Genomic DNA, 18,881 nt, shown 5'->3' on the forward strand with positions numbered 1-18,881 from the left:
GCGCCATTCCAGCCGTCCGGCGTTTGAGGACCGGGGTCTGGGGCGGAGCCCCAGGGGTCCGGGCGCAGCCCGGGGTCCTGTTCTTCAGCCCGTCCGGCGTTTGAGGACCGGGTCAGGGGCGGCCCTGGGAACGGTGGAAGGGCGGGTCGGGGACTTCTGCCCCGCGCAGCGGCAAAGGTCGCTGTGGGGACTTTGGCCGGCTCAGCCGCACCCGCCCACCGGGACCCGCGCCGGGACGGCGGTGGCGGGTGCGCCGACGGGGCACCGCCGGACGGAGTCCGGCGCAGCGCGGCGAAGCCGGTAAGGCCCGCCAGGGCCGAGCCGTGCGAGCGGCGCGTGAAGAAGGAGAAAATGTGCCCATCCGCTGATCCGATCGGGCGATTTGTCCGCCGCGCTCCACCCGGTCCGTCGCTCTGTGTGAACTACGCTCGCAATCCGAAGGCAGCGAGAGGAGCGGATCCGTGACGGATTTCGTCGGGCGGCGGCGTGAGCTCAAGGAGCTCCGCGAGGACATCGCGCGAACCGGGCTCGACACCCTCTCCGGCCGCAAGGCCAAGTCCCCGCGGGCCCGCGTGTTGCTCGTCGCGGGGCGACCGGGCTCCGGCCGGACCGCTCTCGCCGAAGCGCTGGTCCGGGAGATCGCCGAGGACTATCCCGACGGGGTGCTGAAGGTCCGCCTCACCGCCCCCACGGGGGAGACGGTCGCCACGGAGCGTGCCGTCCGCACCCTCCTGGAGGGGCTCGGGCAGCCCACCCCGCCCGGCGCCGCCGAGGACGATCTCAGCTCGGCCCTGCGCACGGCCCTGGCCGGCCGCCGCATGGTCCTCCTCGTCGACGACGCCTCTGATCCGCACCAGGTCGACGCCCTGCTGCCGGACACCCCCGAGTGCCTGGTCGTCGTCACCGCCGAGGGCCCCCTGACCGGGATTCCGGATGTCCGCCCCTGCACCCTCGGCGGCCTGGACACCCCCTCGGCCGTCCGCATGCTCGTCCAGCGCATCGGCGACATCCGCGTCGCCAACGACCCGCGCGCGGCCGAAGCCCTCGCCGAGGAGTGCGGCGGTCAGCCCGCCGCGCTCGCCCTGGCCGGCGGCTGGCTCGCCGCGCGCCCCAAGGCCTCCGTGGCGGACGTGGGCAAGCAGCTGCACGATATGCCCGCCGGTGTCGGCGGCCCGCTGGCCAAGGCCTTCAGGCTCGTCTACGAATCCCTCCCGCAGCCCGCCCAGCGGACCCTGCGGCTGCTTCCGCTTGCCCCCGCGGGTCTCGTCGACTCCCACGTGGCCTCCGCCCTCGCCGGCTGCTCCGTGGCCGCCGCGCAGTCGACGCTGGAGGACTTCGCCGCGCTGGGCCTGCTCAGGCCCGCCCAAGACGGGCTGTACCTGCTGCCCGGCTGCCTCGCGCCGCTGCTCCAGGCGCTGCTGGAGGCCAAGGAGCGGCCCGCCGAGGTCCGGCTCGCGCGGGCCCGGATGCTGGAGCGCACCGTACGGCTGCTGCTCTCCTGCCGGGCCATGGCGGAGCCGGACGCGGACGGATCCGAGGGATACGACGGACCCGGCGGCGTGGTCGGGGCGCCGGAGAAGCTCGACGGGGTGCCGCGCGCGCTGCGCTTCGCCGACCGGCGGGCGGCCCAGACCTGGCTGGACACCCGGCTGCCCGCGCTGCTGGCGGCCGCCTCGCTGGCCGTGGCCGACGGGGAGCTGGACACCCTGGCGCGCAGGTTCGTGGCGGCGCTGGCGCGGGCCCTGTCCGAGCACCGCGGCACCGCCGGGGCCGCGCCCGAGCTGTACGGGCTGCACCGGCTGGTGCTGGACGTGGCCGAGCGGCGCGATCTGCACCGGGAACAGGCCGCCGCGCTGCTGAACCTGGCCGATCTGGACGCCGAGACCGGCCGGACGCGGGAGGCACTGGACCGGTACCGGGCCGCGCTGGACGCGGGAAAGGCGGCGAAGGACCCGTACGCGTCGGGCCGCGCGATGGAATCCGTAGGTGGCGCGCACCAGGAGCTGGGCGACTGGCACCGGGCCTCCGACTGGTTCGGCCGGGCCCTGTCCCACGCCCTCGCCCGGGGGGAGCGCGCGGACGAGGCGCGGCTGTACGGACGGCTGGGGAACGTGCACACGTACGCGGGCCGGTACGGGGACGCGCTGCGGAGCTGGCGGGCGGCCTCGGCCGGCTACCGGAAGCTGGCCGATGTCCCGGGGCAGGCAAAGGCGTTGAGCGAGATGGCGCGGATCCAGGAGTACGCGGGGCGGCCCGAGGAGTCGCTGCACACCTGCCGCGAGGCGGTGGAGCTCGCGCGCAAGGCCGGGGACCTGCGGCTTCAGGCCGCGCTCCAGGTGCGGCTGGCCGACACGCTGGACCGGCTCGGGGATCCCGCGGCGGCCAGGCTGCACAGGTCCGCGGCCGACAGATTGCTGGGAGATGACCCCGCAGCCTGCGAAATCCGCAGCGTTTCCGACTGAGATTATTACTTTGCAAGGCTAGACAGCCGCTCATCCTTCATTAGACTGGCTTCACCAGGTCATCCTCTGGTGCATCCCGTTGCGCGTTCTTGTGGACGGGTTTGTATTGAAGTAGCCCGAAACATCCCCTGAGCCAAGGACCGTGAGCCACGATGAAGGTCGGCATCCCCCGCGAGGTCAAGAACAACGAGTTCCGGGTCGCCATCACGCCTGCCGGCGTGCATGAGCTGGTCCGCAACGGCCACCAGGTCTTCGTCGAGCAGAACGCCGGTGTGGGCTCCTCGATCACGGACGCGGAGTACGTCTCCGCCGGCGCCGAGATCCTCGGCACCGCCGACGAGGTCTGGGCGACCGCCGACCTGCTCCTGAAGGTCAAGGAGCCCATCGCGGAGGAGTACCACCGCCTCCGCAAGGACCAGACCCTCTTCACCTACCTGCACCTCGCGGCCTCCCGCGAGTGCACGGACGCCCTGCTCGAGTCCGGCACCACCGCCATCGCGTACGAGACGGTCGAGACGGCGAACCGCGCCCTCCCGCTGCTCGCCCCGATGTCCGAGGTCGCGGGCCGTCTGGCCCCGCAGGTCGGCGCCTACCACCTGATGCGCTCGGTCGGCGGCCGCGGCGTGCTCCCCGGCGGCGTCCCCGGCACCCACGCCGGCGAGTGCGTGGTCATCGGCGGCGGCGTCTCCGGCTGGAACGCCGTGCAGATCGCCGTCGGCATGGGCTTCCACGTGACCCTGCTGGACCGCGACATCAACAAGCTCCGCGAGGCCGACAAGATCTTCGGTACGAAGATCAAGACGATCGTCTCCAACGCCTTCGAGCTCGAGAAGGCCGTCATCGAGGCCGACCTCGTCATCGGCGCGGTGCTGATCCCGGGTGCGAAGGCCCCGAAGCTGGTCACCAACGAGCTCGTCGCCAAGATGAAGCCCGGAAGTGTCCTTGTCGACATTGCGATCGACCAGGGCGGCTGCTTCGAGGACTCCCGCGCGACCACTCACGCCGAGCCGACCTTCCAGGTCCACAACTCGGTCTTCTACTGCGTCGCCAACATGCCGGGCGCGGTGCCGAACACCTCCACGTACGCGCTGACCAACGCCACGCTGCCCTACATCGTGCAGCTCGCGAACCTCGGCTGGGTCGAGGCGCTGCGTCGTGACCCGGCGCTCGCGCTGGGCCTCAACACCCATGATGGCCAGGTCGTTTACCGTGAGGTCGCCGAGGCCCACGGTCTCGAGACCCTCGAGCTGAGCACGCTGCTCGGCTGAGTCGTCAACGACTGACGTCAATCTCACGTATCCGGCCGGACCTTGCTCGCGAGGTCCGGCCGGAGGCGTTCCCGGGGTCCCCGTCGAGGCCGCTCAACTCGCCTCGAACGTAACCCTTTAACCCTTTCGCACACCCGCGAAACTTCCCGGCGACAGCTCGTACGCCCTTGACAGAGTGGTGTTCGGTTGCCGACACATCGCGGTGGGTCCGGCGGATTGTGTTGCCGCTGAGTGGTGACACGCCATAGAGTCGCCAACCGTCGGCATGGTGCCACGCTGACCTATCGATAAGTGTCCTGGTCACGTCCGAGGAGGTAAGACGACTTGTGAATGAGTCGACATTTGCTCCTGGAGGTGGTCGAGCAGGAGGGCCTGCGCGGGGCCAGGGTCCTGCCGGAATCGAAGCCGTGGGATCCGTAGCGGTCCGCACCTTCGCAAACCACCAGCACATGACGACGCCCCAAAAGAGCATGGACGGCCTAGACGTGAACTCCAGGGCCGGCGACCTGAGCGGCGACAAGCCCGTGGGTCTCGCCGACTACGAACAGGTGCCCGAGGGGCATTTCTACGACCCGGACGCGGAGTACGAGCCCGACCCCGAGTACGCGGCCACTCTCGCCCCCGACGCTGCACGCCAGCGCCGCGAGCGGATCGGCCCGACCGGACGGCCGCTGCCGTACTTCCCGATCCCGGGTCCGCTGACCGATCACGGTCCGGCGACCATCATCGCGATGTGCAACCAGAAGGGCGGCGTGGGCAAGACCACGTCGACCATCAACCTGGGTGCCGCGCTCGCGGAGTACGGACGACGGGTGCTGCTCGTCGACTTCGACCCGCAGGGCGCGCTGTCGGTCGGCCTCGGGGTCAACCCGATGGAACTCGACCTGACGGTCTACAACCTGCTCATGGAGCGGGGCATGTCGGCCGACGAGGTGCTGCTGAAGACGGCGGTCCCCAACATGGACCTGCTGCCGAGCAACATCGACCTGTCGGCCGCCGAAGTGCAGTTGGTCAGCGAGGTCGCGCGCGAGTCGACGCTGCAGCGGGCCCTGAAGCCCCTGCTGCCCGACTACGACTACATCGTGATCGACTGTCAGCCCTCGCTCGGTCTGCTGACCGTGAACGCCCTGACGGCGGCTCACAAGGTCATCGTGCCGCTGGAGTGCGAGTTCTTCGCGCTGCGCGGTGTGGCGCTGCTGACCGAGACCATCGAGAAGGTGCAGGAGCGGCTCAACCCGGAGCTGGAGCTCGACGGCATCCTCGCCACGATGTACGACTCCCGTACGGTGCACAGCCGTGAGGTGCTGGCGCGCGTCGTCGAGGCCTTCGACGACCACGTCTACCACACGGTCATCGGTCGTACGGTGCGGTTCCCGGAGACCACGGTCGCCGGCGAGCCGATCACCACGTACGCCTCCAACTCCGTCGGTGCCGCCGCCTATCGCCAGCTGGCCAGGGAGGTGCTCGCCCGGTGTCCCGCCGAGTGAGTCTGCCCGGAGCCGACGAACTGTTCCGTACGACCGGGGGGATGGCGCTGACGTCCTCCTCGCCGAACTCGACGCGGGGCGTGGAGCACGCGGCCTCGGCCGCGGAGGGCACGGCGGGAGAGGGCCGCAGCCGGGAGGCTGAGGCCGGCACGGAGCCGGGCGTCGGTCCGCAGCGGCGACCGCAGGAAGGTTCCGGTAACGCCGTCCCCGCCCCCACCCCCGGTCGGGGCAAGGGGCAGGGCCGGGGTGCGAACCGGCGGCCCAGCGGGCGCGAACGGCACGACGAGAAGATCACGGTCTACGTCTCCGCCGAGGAGCTCATGGACCTGGAACACGCGCGGCTGGTGCTGCGCGGGGAGCACGGTCTGGCCGTCGACCGGGGTCGGATCGTGCGGGAGGCCGTCGCGGTGGTCCTGGCGGACCTGGAGTCCCGCGGCGACGCGAGCATCCTGGTGCGGCGGCTGCGGGGTCGCTGAGCCCCTGCGAGGGGCTCGGGCGGGCTGGTCCCGTCGGTCCCCCTCCGGTGCGTCGCCCGCTCTGCGGTGCGGGGCCCCCGAGGGCGGGGCGGAGGCCGTCGGCGCGCCGACGGCGCGGGGGCCTGTCCCCTACCCGCCCTTCGCCCATCCCCCAGACTCCGTCCGGGGGGACCCCCAGCCGGGCTCTGCCCGGACCCGGTCCTCAAACGCCGGACGGGCTGGAAGATCCCCGGGCTCCGATCGGCATCCCGGTCCTCGAACGCCGGACGGGCTGGATGGACCTGGGCTGCGGCCCCGGACCCCGGTCCTCGCACGCCGGACGGCTGGAAGGTCCTGGGGCTGCGCCCCGGAGGATTTGCCCGGGTCCCCGCTGCCTTCGTGGCGTGGCGCGTGGGAGCCTTGGGTGCTGGGCTCCGGCCCGATCAGCTTTCCTTCCGTACCACCCTGGACCGCGATGCCCCCTCCCGCCGAACCCGGCCTCCCGACCCGCCGCTCGCTGGGCCGCGGGCCCGGTGCCTCCGTGCCGGAGGAGGAGGGGCTCCCCGCTCCCGGTCCTTCCCGAACTCGGGAGGAGCCCGCCGAGCCCCCTGTCGCGGCTGTGCAGGCCGTACAGGCCCTGGAGGCCCCCGGTGGCCCTGAGGGGCCGGAGGGGGCCGAGGAGTCCGTACCGGGTCCCGTAGAGCCCCCTGCGGTGCTTCCCGTGCCCTCGGCTGGGGCGGACCCGGTCGGGGAGGGGCGGTTCACGGTGCACCTCGGGAACTTCGAGGGGCCCTTCGACCTCCTGCTGCAGTTGATCTCCCGGCACAAGCTCGACGTCACCGAGGTCGCGCTGTCGGAGGTCACCAACGAGTTCATGGCGTACATCCGTGCGATGGGGCCCGACTGGGACCTCGACCAGACGACCGAGTTCCTCGTCGTCGCCGCGACCCTGCTCGACCTGAAGGCGGCAAGGCTGCTGCCCGTCGCCGAGGTCGAGGACGAGGCGGACCTGGCGCTGCTGGAGGCCCGGGACCTGCTGTTCGCACGGCTGCTGCAGTACCGGGCGTACAAGCGGATCGCCGAGATCTTCCAGGACCGGGCCGAGGCCGAGGGCAAGCGCTACCCGCGCACCGTGGGGCTGGAGCCCCACCTCGCCGAGCTGCTCCCCGAGGTGGTCATCAGCATCGGCGGCGAGGGGCTGGCGAGGCTCGCGGTCAAGGCCATGCAGCCCCGGGCGAAGCCCCAGGTGTACGTGGACCACATCCACGCGCCGCTCGTGAGCGTCCGGGAGCAGGCCGGGCTGGTCGTGGCGCTGCTCAAGGCGCGCGGCGAGGCCACCTTCCAGGAGCTCACCGAGGACGCCGCCGACACCCTGACCGTCGTGGCGCGCTTCCTGGCCCTCCTGGAGCTCTACCGGGAGAAAGCGGTGGTCCTGGACCAGGAGGAGGCCCTGCAGATGCTCACGGTGCGCTGGAGCGGCGGGGACGGGGACGGCATGCCGACGGTGACGGACGAGTTCGACCAGATCGTGGAGGTCAAGGAATGAACGACGTGACGACCCCCGTGGCCGGGCTGGCGCTCAAGCCCGCCCTGGAGGCCGTCCTCATGGTCGTGGACGAGCCGGCGACCGAGGCGCACCTGGCCAAGGTGCTGGAGCGGACCCCGCGCGAGGTCGCGCGGGCGCTGCGCGAGCTGGTGGACGAGTACGAGGTCCAGGGCCGCGGATTCGAATTGCGGCTCGTCGCCGGGGGCTGGCGGTTCTACAGCCGGGCGGACTACGCGCCGGCCGTGGAGGCCTTCGTCCTGGACGGCCAGCAGGCCCGCCTCACCCAGGCGGCGCTGGAGACGATGGCCGTCGTCGCGTACCGCCAGCCGGTCAGCCGGTCGCGGGTCTCGGCGGTCCGCGGAGTCAACTGCGACGGGGTCATGCGCACCCTCCTCCAGCGGGGTCTGGTGGAGGAGGCGGGGACGGAACCCGAAACAGGTGCGATCCTGTACAGGACGACGAACTACTTTCTGGAGCGGATGGGCCTGCGTGGCCTGGACGAGCTCCCGGAGCTCGCGCCCTTCCTCCCCGAGGCGGACGCGATCGAAGCCGAGACGCAAGAGGGTGTTCCGTCGTTCGATCCGGACTCTCCGGATACCGATGAAGACGACAAGACGACGGAACTTTGATGCGAAGCAGCGGCAACGGCAACGGTGGCGGCAACAGGAACAGCGGCGGCGGTGGTGGCGGGCGCGGTAGCTCCCCCCGCGGCGGCTCCTCCAGCGGCGGCGGCGGTGGCTACCGCGGTGGCGGCTCCGGCGGCGGCAGCGGCTCGGGCGGCGGCTCCCGCGGAGGCAGCTCGGGCGGTGGCTACCAGGGTGGCGGCTCCCGCGGCGGCTCCTCCGGCGGCGGCTACCAGGGCGGCGGCAGCTCGGGCGGTGGCTCCCGCGGCGGCTCCTCGGGTGGCGGTTACCAGGGTGGCGGCTCCCGCGGCGGCAGCTCCGGTGGCGGTTACCAGGGTGGCGGCTCCCGTGGAGGCTCCTCGGGCGGTGGCTACCAGGGTGGCGGCTCCCGTGGCGGCAGCTCGGGCGGTGGCTACCAGGGCGGTGGCTCCCGCGGTGGCTCCTCCGGTGGTGGCTACCAGGGCGGCGGTTACCAGGGTGGCGGCTCCTCCGGCGGCTACCAGGGCGGCGGCTCCGACCGTGACCGCGAGGAGGCCCCCCGCATCCGCAACCCCCGCCCCGAGGAGCGTCGCTACGACGTGGGCCCCGAGGGTGAGCGCAACGGCCGTGGCGGTGCCAAGGCCGGCGGCGGCGGTGCCCGCGGCGCGGCCGACGCCAACCGCGGTGGCGGTGCACGCGGTGCTGCGGCCCGCGGTGGAGCCAAGGGCGGCCCGAAGGTCTCCCGTACCCCGGGCATCGGCGGCGCCGGCGGCCCGCGCATCGGCCCCGGCTCCCGCAGCGGCCAGTCCAAGCCGCGCGAGCTGGAGGCGCGGATCGAGGAGCGCGTGCGCGACCGGTACGCCGACAAGCCCGTGATCAAGACCCCGAAGACCTTCCCGGGCGCCGAGGAGGAGGGTGAGCGTCTGCAGAAGGTGCTCGCCCGTGCCGGAATGGGCTCGCGCCGTGCGTGCGAGGAGCTCATCGAGCAGGCGCGCGTCGAGGTCAACGGCGAGATCGTCCTCGAGCAGGGCAAGCGCGTGAAGCCCTCGGACGAGATCAAGGTGGACGGCCTGACCGTCGCCACCCAGTCGTACCTGTTCTTCGCACTGAACAAGCCGGCCGGCGTCGTCTCCACCATGGAGGACCCGGACGGCCGCCAGTGCCTCGGTGACTACGTCACCAACCGTGAGACGCGTCTCTTCCACGTCGGCCGGCTCGACACCGAGACCGAGGGCATCATCCTGCTCACCAACCACGGTGAGCTGGCCCACCGCCTCACGCACCCGAAGTACGGCGTGAAGAAGACCTACGTCGCCGCCATCACCGGCCCGCTGCCCCGCGACATCGGCAAGCGCCTCAAGGACGGCATCGAGCTGGAGGACGGCTACGCCCGCGCCGACCACTTCCGCGTCGTCGACCAGCTCGGCAAGAACTACCTGGTCGAGGTGACCCTCCACGAGGGTCGCAAGCACATCGTCCGCCGCATGCTGGCCGAGGCCGGCTTCCCGGTCGAGAAGCTCGTGCGGACCTCCTTCGGCCCGATCGAGCTCGGCGACCAGAAGTCCGGCTGGCTGCGCCGCCTGACCAACACCGAGGTCGGCATGCTCATGCGCGAGGTCGGTCTCTAGGGCCCGGCCAGAAGCACGGCCCCACACGGGCCTCCAGAACCCGCGGTGCCTTCGGGCGCCGCGGGTTTTTTGGTTGTGCGGGGCCCCGGATCCTGTTTATAGTCAACCTGACTATAAAGAGATCGGGGGGGGCGTCATGGGATGGCAGACGAACTGGACCGAGATCCTCGGGTTCGTCACGGGGGCCGTGTGCGTCTGGCTGGTCGCCCGGCAGCACATCGCCAACTGGCCGATCGGCATCGCCAACAACGTCTTCTTCATCGTGCTCTTCGCCCAGGCCGGCCTCTACGCCGATGCCGGGCTGCAGATCGTCTTCATCGCCCTCGCCGCGTACGGCTGGTGGTCCTGGACCCACGGGGGTGGACCTGGCACCACCACGGCCCTGCAGGTGCGCCGCACCACGGCCGCCGAATGGACCGTACTGGCCGCGGCGGGGGCGGTGGCGGTGCTCGGCCTGACCCTCCTGCTGAGCCGGGCCACCGACTCCACCGTCCCGTTCTGGGATGCGCTGACGACCGGGCTCTCGCTCATGGCCACGTACGGCCAGTGCCGCAAGCTCGTCGAGTCCTGGTGGCTGTGGATCGCCGCCGACCTCGTGTACATCCCGCTGTACGCCCACAAGGGGCTCTACCTGACCTCCCTGCTCTACGTCGGCTTCCTCGCCCTGTGCGTGGCAGGACTGCTCGGCTGGCGCCGGGCGCTCCCGGCCCGCGACGCGCTGGTGGCGGCGGCATGAAGCGCCACGGACACGGCCTGGTCCTCGGCAAGTTCTATCCGCCGCACGCCGGCCACCACCACCTGGTGCGCACGGCGCAGGACCAGTGCGAGCGGCTGACCGTACTGGTCTGCGCGGCCTCGGTGGAGTCCGTACCGCTCGCCGACCGGGTCGCCTGGATGCGTGAGGCGCACCCGGGTGCCGAGGTCGTCGGCGCGGTCGACGACATCCCGGTCGACCTCCACGACCCGGCCGTCTGGGAGGCGCACATGGCGATCTTCCGGGGCGCGGTGCGCCGCCCGGTCGACGCGGTCTTCACGTCCGAGGCCTACGGGACCGAGCTCGCGCGGCGGTTCGGCGCCGAGGAGGTCTGCGTGGACCCAGGCCGCACCCTCTTCCCGGTGTCCGGAACGGCCGTACGGGCCGACCCCGTCGGGAACTGGGAGTTCCTCGGGCCCGCCGTACGGGCGGCGCTGACCCGGCGGATCGTCGTACTCGGCGCCGAGTCCACCGGCACGACCACGCTGTCGCGGGCCCTGGCCGAGCACTGGCGGGGGCGCGGCGGGGTGTGGGCGAAGACGGGCTGGGTCGCCGAATACGGCCGGCGCTACAGCGAGGAGCGGCTGGCGGCCGCGCGCGCCGCGGACCCGGCGGCGACCTGGTCCGACGTGAGCTTCACCTCGCCGGAGTTCCCGGTGATCGCGCGGCGGCAGGACGCGGAGGAGGAGCGGGCGGCCCGGCTGGGATCTCCGGTGCTCTTCTGCGATACGGACTCCTTCGCCACCGGGATCTGGCACGAGCGGTACATGGGCGGGCGCAGCGCGGAGGTCGAGCGGATCGCCGCCGGGACGCGGCGGGACCTGTACCTGCTCACCGACCACGCGGACGTGCCCTTCGAGGACGACGGGCTGCGCGACGGAGCGGAGCTCCGGCCGTGGATGACCGGGCGGTTCCTCGAGGAGCTGGAACGGACCGGGAAGCGCTACCTGGTGGTCCGCGGGGACCGCCGGGCGCGGCTGGCGGCGGCGGTGGCCGCCGTCGACGGACTCCTCGCGGAGGGCCGGCAGTTCGCGGATCCCCTGCCGGAGCGGGTGGCGGAGCGGGTGGCCGGGCAGGCGGGGGAGCGGAGCCGATGAGTGACACCGGACCTGGACCTGGACCGGCACCCGGACCCGGGCACGGACCCGGGCACGCGTACGACCCGCACGCCTTCGCACCCTTCGCGGTGACCGTCGACCTCGCCGTCTTCACCGTGCGCGGCGGGACCCTGCACGTGCTGCTGATCCGGCGCGGGCAGGAACCGTACGCGGGGGCCTGGGCGCTGCCCGGCGGCTTCCTGCTGCCGCGGGAGTCGGCGGAGACGGCCGCCCGGCGCGAACTGGCCGAGGAGACCGGCCTGTCGGCGCAAGTGGTCGACGCCCTCCACCTGGACCAGCTGCGCACCTACAGCGAACCGGACCGCGACCCCCGCATGCGGGTGGTCTCCGTGGCCTTCACCGCGCTCGTCCCCGATCTGCCGGAGCCGGTGGCCGGGGGCGGCGGAGACGCGGACCGGGCCCGCTGGGTGCCGGTGGGGGAGGCCTGTGGGCCGGCCTTCGGACTGGCCTTCGACCACGAGGAGATCCTCGCGGACGCCCGGTCCCGCGTCGGCTCGAAGCTGGAGTACAGCTGCCTGGCCACCGCCTTCTGCCCGCCCGAGTTCACCCTCGGCGAGCTCCAGGCCGTCTACGAGACCGTCTGGGACACCGCCCTGGACCGCCCCAACTTCCGGCGCAAGGTCCTGGCCACGCCCGGCTTCGTCGAGGCCGTGCCCGGAGCGGCCCGGCTCACCGGCGGCCGGGGCAAACCGGCCGCGCTCTACCGGCCCGGCCCCGCGAACACCCTGCACCCGCCCCTGCTGCGCCCCTCGGAAGGACACACGCGATGACGACTGCGCCGACGAAACCGACGAACACGAAGCGGGCCGCCACGGGATCCCTGATCGGACTGGCCCTGGGGGACGCCCTCGGCTTCCCGACGGAGTTCAACGACGTGCCGGGGATCCTCGCGAAGACCGGCCCGTGGCGGCAGATGGACCTGCCCCGGCCGGCGATCGTCACGGACGACACCCAGATGACGCTGGCCCTCGCCCGGGGCATGCGGACCGCCGGGGAGCGGGGCCGGGTGGGCCCGCTGCGGCTCGCCCGCCCGGTCCGGGAGGAGTTCGTCGACTGGTACCACTCCCCGGAGAACAACCGGGCCCCGGGCCGCACCTGCCTGAAGGCCTGCAGCCTCCTCAACCACCCCGAGCGGGACTGGCGCGACGCCAGCCAGCTCGGCTCCAAGGGCTGCGGGGCGAACATGCGGGTGGCTCCGGTCGGTCTGGTGCCCGGCTGGACGGAGGAGGAGCGGGCCGGCGCGGCCCAGCTCCAGTCGGCCCTGACCCACGGCCACCCCACGGCACTGGCCGCCTCCGACCTGACGGCGCGAGCGGTGTTCCTGCTGGCGCAGGGCACGGAGGTGACCGGCCTGGTCGGGCAACTGCGCTCGTACGCCCTGGAGAACCGCACCCGCTACCACGAGCGCTGGCTCGGCGACCTCTGGACGCGGACGGCCTCCGACGCCTCGACCGAGTCCTTCATGGCGCGCGGCTGGGACGAGTGCCTGGACGTCCTGGACCGCCTCGCGGCGGCCCTGCGCACCCCGTCCCCCGAGACCGACCCCTGCCTCACGACCGGCGAGGGCTGGATCGCCGAGGAGGCCCTGGCCACCGCCCTCCAGTGCTTCCTGCTCTTCCCCGCGGAACCCCTCCTGGCCCTGCGCCGCGCGGCCTGCACGGCGGGCGACTCCGACTCCATCGCCTGCCTGGCCGGCGCCTTCGCGGGCGCCCACCTCGGCGCGGACGCCTGGCCCCACGACTGGGAGGCCCGCATCGAATACCGCGCCGAACTCCTGTCCTTCGGCGCCCTCTGGGACGCGTGAGCGGTGCTCGACGTGATGAACGCCCTGGACACCGACCTGGCCGCCGTCGTCGCGGAGCAGCCGGACCCACTGCTCTTCGCGACGGTCTCGGGCGCCCACCTGTACGGATTCCCCTCCAAGGACTCCGACGTCGACTTGCGCGGCGCGCACCTGCTGCCGGCGGCGGAGCTGCTCTCGCTCCGCGACCCGCAGGAGACGCGCAGCCTCATGTGGTTCCGGGACGGCACCGAGATGGACCTGGTCACGCACGACCTGCGCAAGTTCGTCCGGCTGATGCTGAACCGCAACGGCTACGTCCTGGAGCAGCTGCTGTCACCCCTGGTGGTGCACACGACGCCGGCCCACGAGGAGCTGGTCTCCCTGGCCTCCGCTGTCCTGACCTCGCACCACGCCCACCACTACCGGGGGTTCGCGAACACACAGTGGCGGCTCTTCGGGAAGACGGCCGAGCTCAAGCCGCTGCTCTACACGTTCCGGGCGCTGCTCACGGGCATCCACCTGATGCGCTCGGCGCGGGTGCAGGCGCACCTGCCCACCCTGCTGGACGAGGTGCCGGAGGCGCCGGGTTATCTGGCCGGATTGATCGAGGCCAAGGCCGAGGCCGAGCACGGAGCGGCCGTGGGGGTCGGCGCCCGGCGAGTGGAGCGGGACTTCGGGGTCCTGCACGGGGTTCTGGAGGCGGCCCGGGAGAATTCGTCGCTGCCGGAGCGCTCGACCGCCTTCGATGCGCTCGACGAGTTCGTCGTACGGCGGCGGGTGGGTTAGGTCGTTGCCGATGTGCGGCGGGTGCGGAGGAGGAAGTCCTCCACCCGGGGGAGGTCCGGGGTTTCGGGGAGGGGGGTCTTCGGGAGGGCGGCTTCGGTCTCCTCGGTCAGGAGGGTCATCCAGGCGTCGACCTCCTCCCAGGTGAGCTCGCCGCGGCGGACCGCGAGGAGGCGGTCGCGGTAGGGGGTGGCGTCGATCACCAGGCGGCCCGTGCGCAGCAGGTCGCGGCAGGACAGGAGCAGGCGCAGCAGGTGCATGGCGTGCTTCCAGCGCGGGGCGCCGTGGTTGCGGAGGTCGCCGAGGAGTTTGCCGCGCTGGGAGACGGCGTACCGGCTGAAGGTGGTGTGGGCCCGGCGGGAGAGGAACGCCTCGCGGAGCGAGAGGAGTTCCTCTCCGACCGGGGTGAGGTCCTCCACCAGGGGGGAGTGGAGGACCTCCAGGATGTTCGGGTTGGCGCGCAGCGCGAGTTCGCAGAAGCGCTCCAGCTCCCAGGAGAACTCCTCGTCCCGGGGTCCGTCCACGTGCGTCGGCGGCTTCTCGAAGCGCCAGAACAGCGGCGTCGGGGCGAGGTAGACACCGCGCCGGTCGGTGTCGCTCGCCTCCGTCGCCAGGCCGAACGCCCTTGAACCGATCACGCACGAGTAGACCGTGTGGTCCCTGACCAGGGTGGTTCCGAGCGGCTCGGGCGTGGGTGTGATCCGGTGGGCCTCGTTCATTCCGCGAGGCTAGTGCGGGGCCTCGGGCTAGGCGAGCGAGATTTCGCCCGCCGGGGAGACGGTGATCTTCTTCTCCGCCAGCGGCTTGGTGGCCGGGCCCTTGGCCACCGCGCCGTCCGTGTCCTTGAACTTGCTGCCGTGGCACGGGCAGTCGATGGTGCCGGCCTCCACCTTGTTCACCAGGCAGCCCGAGTGCGTGCACACCGCGGTGAAGCAGCGGAAGTCGCCCGCCGTCGGCTGGGTGACGACCAGCTTCTCGTCCTTGAGGACCGTGCCGCCGCCTACCGGCACCTCCGAGGACTTGAGCAGGGCCTTGGTGTTGCCGGGCGGAGTGGAGGACGAGGCGGACGCGGAGTCCGCCGCCGTGGGCGCGCTGCCGCCCTCGGACGACGGCTTCGTCTCGTCGGATCCGCCGCACGCGGTCAGCACGCCGCCTGCCAGGACGCTCGCGCCGGCCGCCAGTACGGTGCGCCGGGCGGCGCGGGTGGGGTCGCTCATGTCTTCTCCTCGGGTGATCGCCGGGGTGGCGAAAGCATCCTGGCGCGTGACGGGCCTCGGCAACACCCCGCCACGCCTGGACTCAGCCCTCCGGAGGCCGGGGAACGAGTTCCGCCGGCGCGCCGGGGGCGCGTACCACCTCCCACACGCGCACCACGGCGTCCCGGTTCAGCGGTCCGTGGACGTGCGGGTAGCGGATGCCCGGTTCACCCTCCCGGCGGACCTCGGAAGTGAGGGCGCGCTCGTCGAGCTCCACGGCGAGCAGGATTCCCGGTACGCCGCCGTAGTGCGAGGCGGCGATCGCCAGCGCCGTCTCCGGGTCCGCCGAACAGTGCACGAAACCCTCGGAGTCGAGGGAGGGCGGCGCGTACGGGCGCGCGGGATCGGCGGTCCAGTCGGCGAGCGGTACGAGGTGGAAGATCATGCCGATCGTTCTACCGCAGTCGGCGCGCGGCTCTGCGCCAAGTGGCAGATGCGCCCGAGTTGGGTGACATTGTCCGTATCTCGAAGCCGGGTCCGCAGATTTCCGCGTGCCCGGTCCCTCTTCGAAAGGCATCACCATGGCGGGCAACGACCTCGGCTCCCTTCTCGGCGGCCTTCTCGGCGGCGGCAGCGGCGGACAGGGCGGCGGTGGCGGCAACATCCTCGGCTCCCTCCTCGGCGCACTGATGGGCGGCGGCGGCGCAGGCGGCGCCCAGGCGGCCGGAGGCGCGGGCAACAACCCGCTCGGCGGGCTGCTGGACATGCTGACCAAGTCGGGTCTGACCGACCAGGCCCAGTCCTGGGTCGGCACCGGCGAGAACCAGCCGGTCAGCGGCCCGGAGATCGCCAAGGCCCTGCCGGACGAGACCCTGGCCAAGGTCGCCGAGCAGGCGGGCGTCACCCCGGAGGCCGCCGCCGACCAGATCGCGCAGGCGCTCCCGCAGGCCGTGGACAAGCTGACCCCCGGCGGGTCGGTCCCGAGCGGCTCGCTGGAGGACATCATCAAGCAGCAGGGCCTCTGAGCGACCGCGAGCGACTCCGAGCGGCCCCGGTTCACCCCGGGGGCCGTTCCCGAGGGCCCGGCGTCCGTCCCAGCGGACGGGACGCCGGGTCCTCGCGCCGTTCCCGCTGGTTACCCTGAGTCAGGCGCCGCACCGCCGTCACACCCCCTGTACCCCTGGAGCGCACCCCGTGAGAACCGCCGTCGTCATCGGAACCGGACTGATCGGCACCTCCGCGGCGCTCGCCCTGGCCGCCCGCGGCATCGCCGTCCACCTGTCCGACCGCGACCAGGGGCAGGCCCGTACGGCCGCCGCACTGGGCGCCGGCACCGAGGAGCCCTACCAGGGCAAGGCCGACCTGGCGGTCATCGCCGTACCGCCCGCCCACGTGGCCGCCGCCCTCGCCGACGCCATAGGACGTGACCTGGCCCGCGCCTACGTGGACGTGGCCAGCGTCAAGGGCGGACCGCGCCGGGAGCTGGACGCGCTCGGCGTGGACACCAGGGCGTACATCGGCACCCACCCGATGGCGGGCAAGGAGCAGTCCGGACCGCTCGCGGCCTCCGCCGACCTCTTCGAGGGCCGTCCCTGGGTGCTCACGCCGACCCGGGAGACCGACCACGAGGTGCTGAACCTGGCGCTGGAGCTGGTGGCCCTGTGCCGGGCCGTCCCGGTGGTCATGGACGCCGACGCGCACGACCGGGCCGTCGCGCTGGTCTCCCACACCCCGCAGCTCGTCTCCAGCATGGTCGCGGCCCGGCTGGAGGAGGCCGACGAGACCGCGGTGCGGCTGTGCGGACAGGGCATCCGCGACGTGACCCGGATCGCCGCCTCCGACCCCCGGATGTGGGTGGAGATCCTCTCCGCCAACCCGGGACCCGTGGCGGACGTGCTCTCCGGGATCGCCGCCGACCTGGAGGAGACCGTGGAAGCCCTGCGGGGTCTGCAGTCGGCCGACGAGGCCAAGCGCCGGGACGGGGCGGCCGGCATCGAGGACGTACTGCGCCGCGGCAACGCGGGCCGGGTCCGGGTCCCGGGCAAGCACGGGGCCGCGCCGACGGTCTACGAGACGGTGGCCGTCCTCATCTCCGACCAGCCGGGCGAGCTCGCCCGGATCTTCGCCGACGCGGGCCGGGCCGGGGTCAACATCGAGGACGTGCGGATCGAGCACGCGACGGGCCAGCAGGCGGGCCTGGTCCAGCTGATGGTCGAACCCCGGGCCGTGGCCGGCCTCCAGGCCGAGCTGCGCGAACGCGGCTGGGCGCTGCGCCAGCCGTAAGGCCTCCGGGCACGCCCCGCGCCCCCTCCGGGGCCGCCCCGGGCCCGCCCGCCGACGCCCCGGCGGGCGGCGGCGAAAAGCCCGGTAACCTGGAGGAGGGGCGCTATTGGCGCGCCCGGACACGTACGCGCAACCAGGAAGGTGCCCGCACCGTGGAAACCGCAGCTCCGACCGCCGTGATCGTCGCCATCGACGGTCCCTCCGGCACGGGCAAGTCCAGCACTTCCAAGGCCGTGGCCGCCAAGCTCGGGCTGCGCTACCTGGACACCGGTGCCCAGTACCGGGCCATCACCTGGTGGATGATCACCAACGGCATCGACATCGAGGACCCGCAGGCGATCGCCCTCGCGGCGGGCAAGCCCGTCATCGTGTCCGGCACCGATCCGTCCGCCCCCACCATCACCGTCGACGGCCAGGACGCCTCCGGCCCGATCCGGACCCAGGAGGTCACCTCCAAGGTCAGCGCCGTGAGCGCGGTCCCCGAGGTGCGCACCCTGATCACCGAGCTCCAGCGCTCCATCGCCGCCGAGGCGGCCGACGAGGCCGAAGGCATCGTCGTGGAGGGCCGCGACATCGGCACCACCGTGCTGCCCGACGCCGACCTGAAGATCTTCCTCACGGCCTCCGCCGAGGCCCGCGCGGCCCGCCGCAGCGGTGAGCTGCGGGGCAAGGAGGCCACGGATCTCGCGGCCACCAAGGAGGCGCTGATCAAGCGCGACGCCGCCGACTCCGGCCGCAAGACCTCCCCGCTGGCCAAGGCCGGCGACGCGGTCGAGGTGGACACCACCGAGCTCACGCTCGACCGGGTCATCGAGTGCGTGGTCACCCTGGTGGAAGAGAAGCGGGCGGGCCGCTCGTGAGCGATACGCCCTCCCTCAAGGGTGCGGCGGTCGGCCGGAGGATCGGCATCGGGCTCATGTACGGCCTCTGGAAGCCGCGCGTGCTGGGGGCCTGGAAGGTCCCCGCCACCGGCCCCGTCATCCTGGCCGTGAACCACTCGCACATCATCGACGGACCCATGCTCATGGGCACCGCGCCCCGGCCGCTGCACTTCCTGATCAAGAAGGAGGCGTACGTCGGTCCGCTCGGCCCCTTCCTCGAAGGGATCGGGCAGGTCAAGGTGGACCGCTCCGGCACCGACCGGACCGCCGTCAGCCGTGCGCTGGGCGTACTGGAGAACGGCGGGGCCCTGGGGATCTTCCCCGAGGGCACCCGGGGCGAAGGCGACTTCGCCTCGCTGCGCGCGGGCCTCGCGTACTTCGCGGTCCGTGCCGGCGCACCCATCGTGCCGGTCGCCGTCTTCGCGAGCACCGAGCGGCACAGCAGGGTCGTCAAGGCCCTGCCGCCGCTGAAGAGCAGGGTCGACATCGTCTTCGGCGATGCCTTCGACGCCGGGGACGGCAGTGGCCGCCGTACCCGGACCGCGCTGGACCAGGCCACCGTACGCATCCAGGACCGGCTGACCGCCCACCTGGCCGACGCCAAGCGCCTCACCGGGCGCTGAGCGAGACTTGAC

At 72.7% G+C, this 18,881-nt stretch carries 19 protein-coding genes; 16 read left to right on the forward strand and 3 right to left on the reverse strand.

The window, feature by feature from the left end; genetic code table 11:
• The first annotated feature begins 461 nt into the window (after positions 1-461).
• From ACFWBW_RS29225 to ACFWBW_RS29280, 12 genes are all read left to right on the forward strand, one after another.
• The gene (locus ACFWBW_RS29225; protein ID WP_385378505.1) at positions 462-2,462 is read left to right on the forward strand and encodes an AAA family ATPase; all 2,001 of its coding nucleotides are present in this window, start codon (positions 462-464) and stop codon (positions 2,460-2,462) included.
• Positions 2,463-2,614: 152 nt separating this feature from the next.
• The gene (gene ald / locus ACFWBW_RS29230) at positions 2,615-3,730 is read left to right on the forward strand and encodes an alanine dehydrogenase (protein WP_266876781.1); all 1,116 of its coding nucleotides are present in this window, start codon (positions 2,615-2,617) and stop codon (positions 3,728-3,730) included.
• Between the two features lie 449 nt (positions 3,731-4,179).
• The gene (locus tag ACFWBW_RS29235; RefSeq protein WP_385378510.1) at positions 4,180-5,217 is read left to right on the forward strand and encodes a ParA family protein; all 1,038 of its coding nucleotides are present in this window, start codon (positions 4,180-4,182) and stop codon (positions 5,215-5,217) included.
• Complete coding sequence (locus ACFWBW_RS29240) at positions 5,202-5,693, forward strand: hypothetical protein (RefSeq protein ID WP_385378512.1); 492 nt, start codon at positions 5,202-5,204, stop codon at positions 5,691-5,693. The genes ACFWBW_RS29235 and ACFWBW_RS29240 overlap by 16 nt, the downstream gene beginning before the upstream one ends.
• Before the next feature lie 454 nt (positions 5,694-6,147).
• A complete protein-coding gene (locus tag ACFWBW_RS29245) occupies positions 6,148-7,218 on the forward strand; it encodes a segregation/condensation protein A (RefSeq protein WP_385378515.1) in 1,071 nt (356 codons plus the stop codon).
• A complete protein-coding gene (gene scpB / locus ACFWBW_RS29250) occupies positions 7,215-7,847 on the forward strand; it encodes an SMC-Scp complex subunit ScpB (RefSeq protein WP_385378518.1) in 633 nt (210 codons plus the stop codon). Before ACFWBW_RS29245 ends, scpB begins: the two co-directional genes overlap by 4 nt.
• Positions 7,847-9,448, forward strand: a complete 1,602-nt coding sequence (locus ACFWBW_RS29255; RefSeq protein WP_385378521.1) for a pseudouridine synthase — start codon at positions 7,847-7,849, stop codon at positions 9,446-9,448. The genes scpB and ACFWBW_RS29255 overlap by 1 nt, the downstream gene beginning before the upstream one ends.
• 136 nt (positions 9,449-9,584) lie before the next feature.
• Positions 9,585-10,184, forward strand: a complete 600-nt coding sequence (pnuC, locus tag ACFWBW_RS29260) for a nicotinamide riboside transporter PnuC (protein WP_385378524.1) — start codon at positions 9,585-9,587, stop codon at positions 10,182-10,184.
• A complete protein-coding gene (locus tag ACFWBW_RS29265; protein ID WP_385378527.1) occupies positions 10,181-11,299 on the forward strand; it encodes an AAA family ATPase in 1,119 nt (372 codons plus the stop codon). Before pnuC ends, ACFWBW_RS29265 begins: the two co-directional genes overlap by 4 nt.
• A complete protein-coding gene (locus ACFWBW_RS29270) occupies positions 11,296-12,090 on the forward strand; it encodes an NUDIX domain-containing protein (RefSeq protein ID WP_385378530.1) in 795 nt (264 codons plus the stop codon). The genes ACFWBW_RS29265 and ACFWBW_RS29270 overlap by 4 nt, the downstream gene beginning before the upstream one ends.
• On the forward strand, positions 12,087-13,124 hold the full coding sequence (locus ACFWBW_RS29275) for an ADP-ribosylglycohydrolase family protein (protein WP_385378532.1): 1,038 nt from the start codon (positions 12,087-12,089) through the stop codon (positions 13,122-13,124). Before ACFWBW_RS29270 ends, ACFWBW_RS29275 begins: the two co-directional genes overlap by 4 nt.
• Before the next feature lie 12 nt (positions 13,125-13,136).
• Positions 13,137-13,889, forward strand: coding sequence for a DNA polymerase beta superfamily protein (locus tag ACFWBW_RS29280; protein ID WP_385378634.1), 753 nt, complete (start codon positions 13,137-13,139; stop codon positions 13,887-13,889).
• Here ACFWBW_RS29280 and ACFWBW_RS29285 read toward each other — a convergent pair.
• From ACFWBW_RS29285 to ACFWBW_RS29295, 3 genes are all read right to left on the reverse strand, one after another.
• Positions 13,886-14,605, reverse strand: a complete 720-nt coding sequence (locus tag ACFWBW_RS29285; protein ID WP_385378535.1) for a DNA polymerase beta superfamily protein — start codon at positions 14,603-14,605, stop codon at positions 13,886-13,888. The two genes, ACFWBW_RS29280 and ACFWBW_RS29285, sit on opposite strands and share 4 nt — an antisense overlap.
• Before the next feature lie 27 nt (positions 14,606-14,632).
• Positions 14,633-15,103, reverse strand: a complete 471-nt coding sequence (locus tag ACFWBW_RS29290; RefSeq protein ID WP_385378538.1) for a Rieske (2Fe-2S) protein — start codon at positions 15,101-15,103, stop codon at positions 14,633-14,635.
• Between the two features lie 82 nt (positions 15,104-15,185).
• A complete protein-coding gene (locus ACFWBW_RS29295) occupies positions 15,186-15,527 on the reverse strand; it encodes a DUF952 domain-containing protein (protein WP_385378541.1) in 342 nt (113 codons plus the stop codon).
• A 136-nt stretch (positions 15,528-15,663) separates the two neighbouring features.
• Here ACFWBW_RS29295 and ACFWBW_RS29300 point away from each other — a divergent pair, with 136 nt between their 5' ends.
• The 4 genes from ACFWBW_RS29300 (at position 15,664) to ACFWBW_RS29315 (ending at position 18,869) form a co-directional block, all read left to right on the forward strand.
• Complete coding sequence (locus tag ACFWBW_RS29300; RefSeq protein WP_385378544.1) at positions 15,664-16,107, forward strand: YidB family protein; 444 nt, start codon at positions 15,664-15,666, stop codon at positions 16,105-16,107.
• 169 nt (positions 16,108-16,276) lie between these two features.
• Positions 16,277-17,365, forward strand: coding sequence for a prephenate dehydrogenase (locus tag ACFWBW_RS29305; protein ID WP_385378547.1), 1,089 nt, complete (start codon positions 16,277-16,279; stop codon positions 17,363-17,365).
• A gap of 152 nt (positions 17,366-17,517) precedes the next feature.
• On the forward strand, positions 17,518-18,225 hold the full coding sequence (gene cmk, locus ACFWBW_RS29310) for a (d)CMP kinase (RefSeq protein ID WP_385378550.1): 708 nt from the start codon (positions 17,518-17,520) through the stop codon (positions 18,223-18,225).
• Positions 18,180-18,869, forward strand: coding sequence for a lysophospholipid acyltransferase family protein (locus tag ACFWBW_RS29315; protein ID WP_385378553.1), 690 nt, complete (start codon positions 18,180-18,182; stop codon positions 18,867-18,869). The genes cmk and ACFWBW_RS29315 overlap by 46 nt, the downstream gene beginning before the upstream one ends.
• Positions 18,870-18,881 lie beyond the last annotated feature (12 nt).

Source organism: Streptomyces sp. NPDC059957, from assembly GCF_042730015.1.
Classification (GTDB): domain Bacteria; phylum Actinomycetota; class Actinomycetes; order Streptomycetales; family Streptomycetaceae; genus Streptomyces.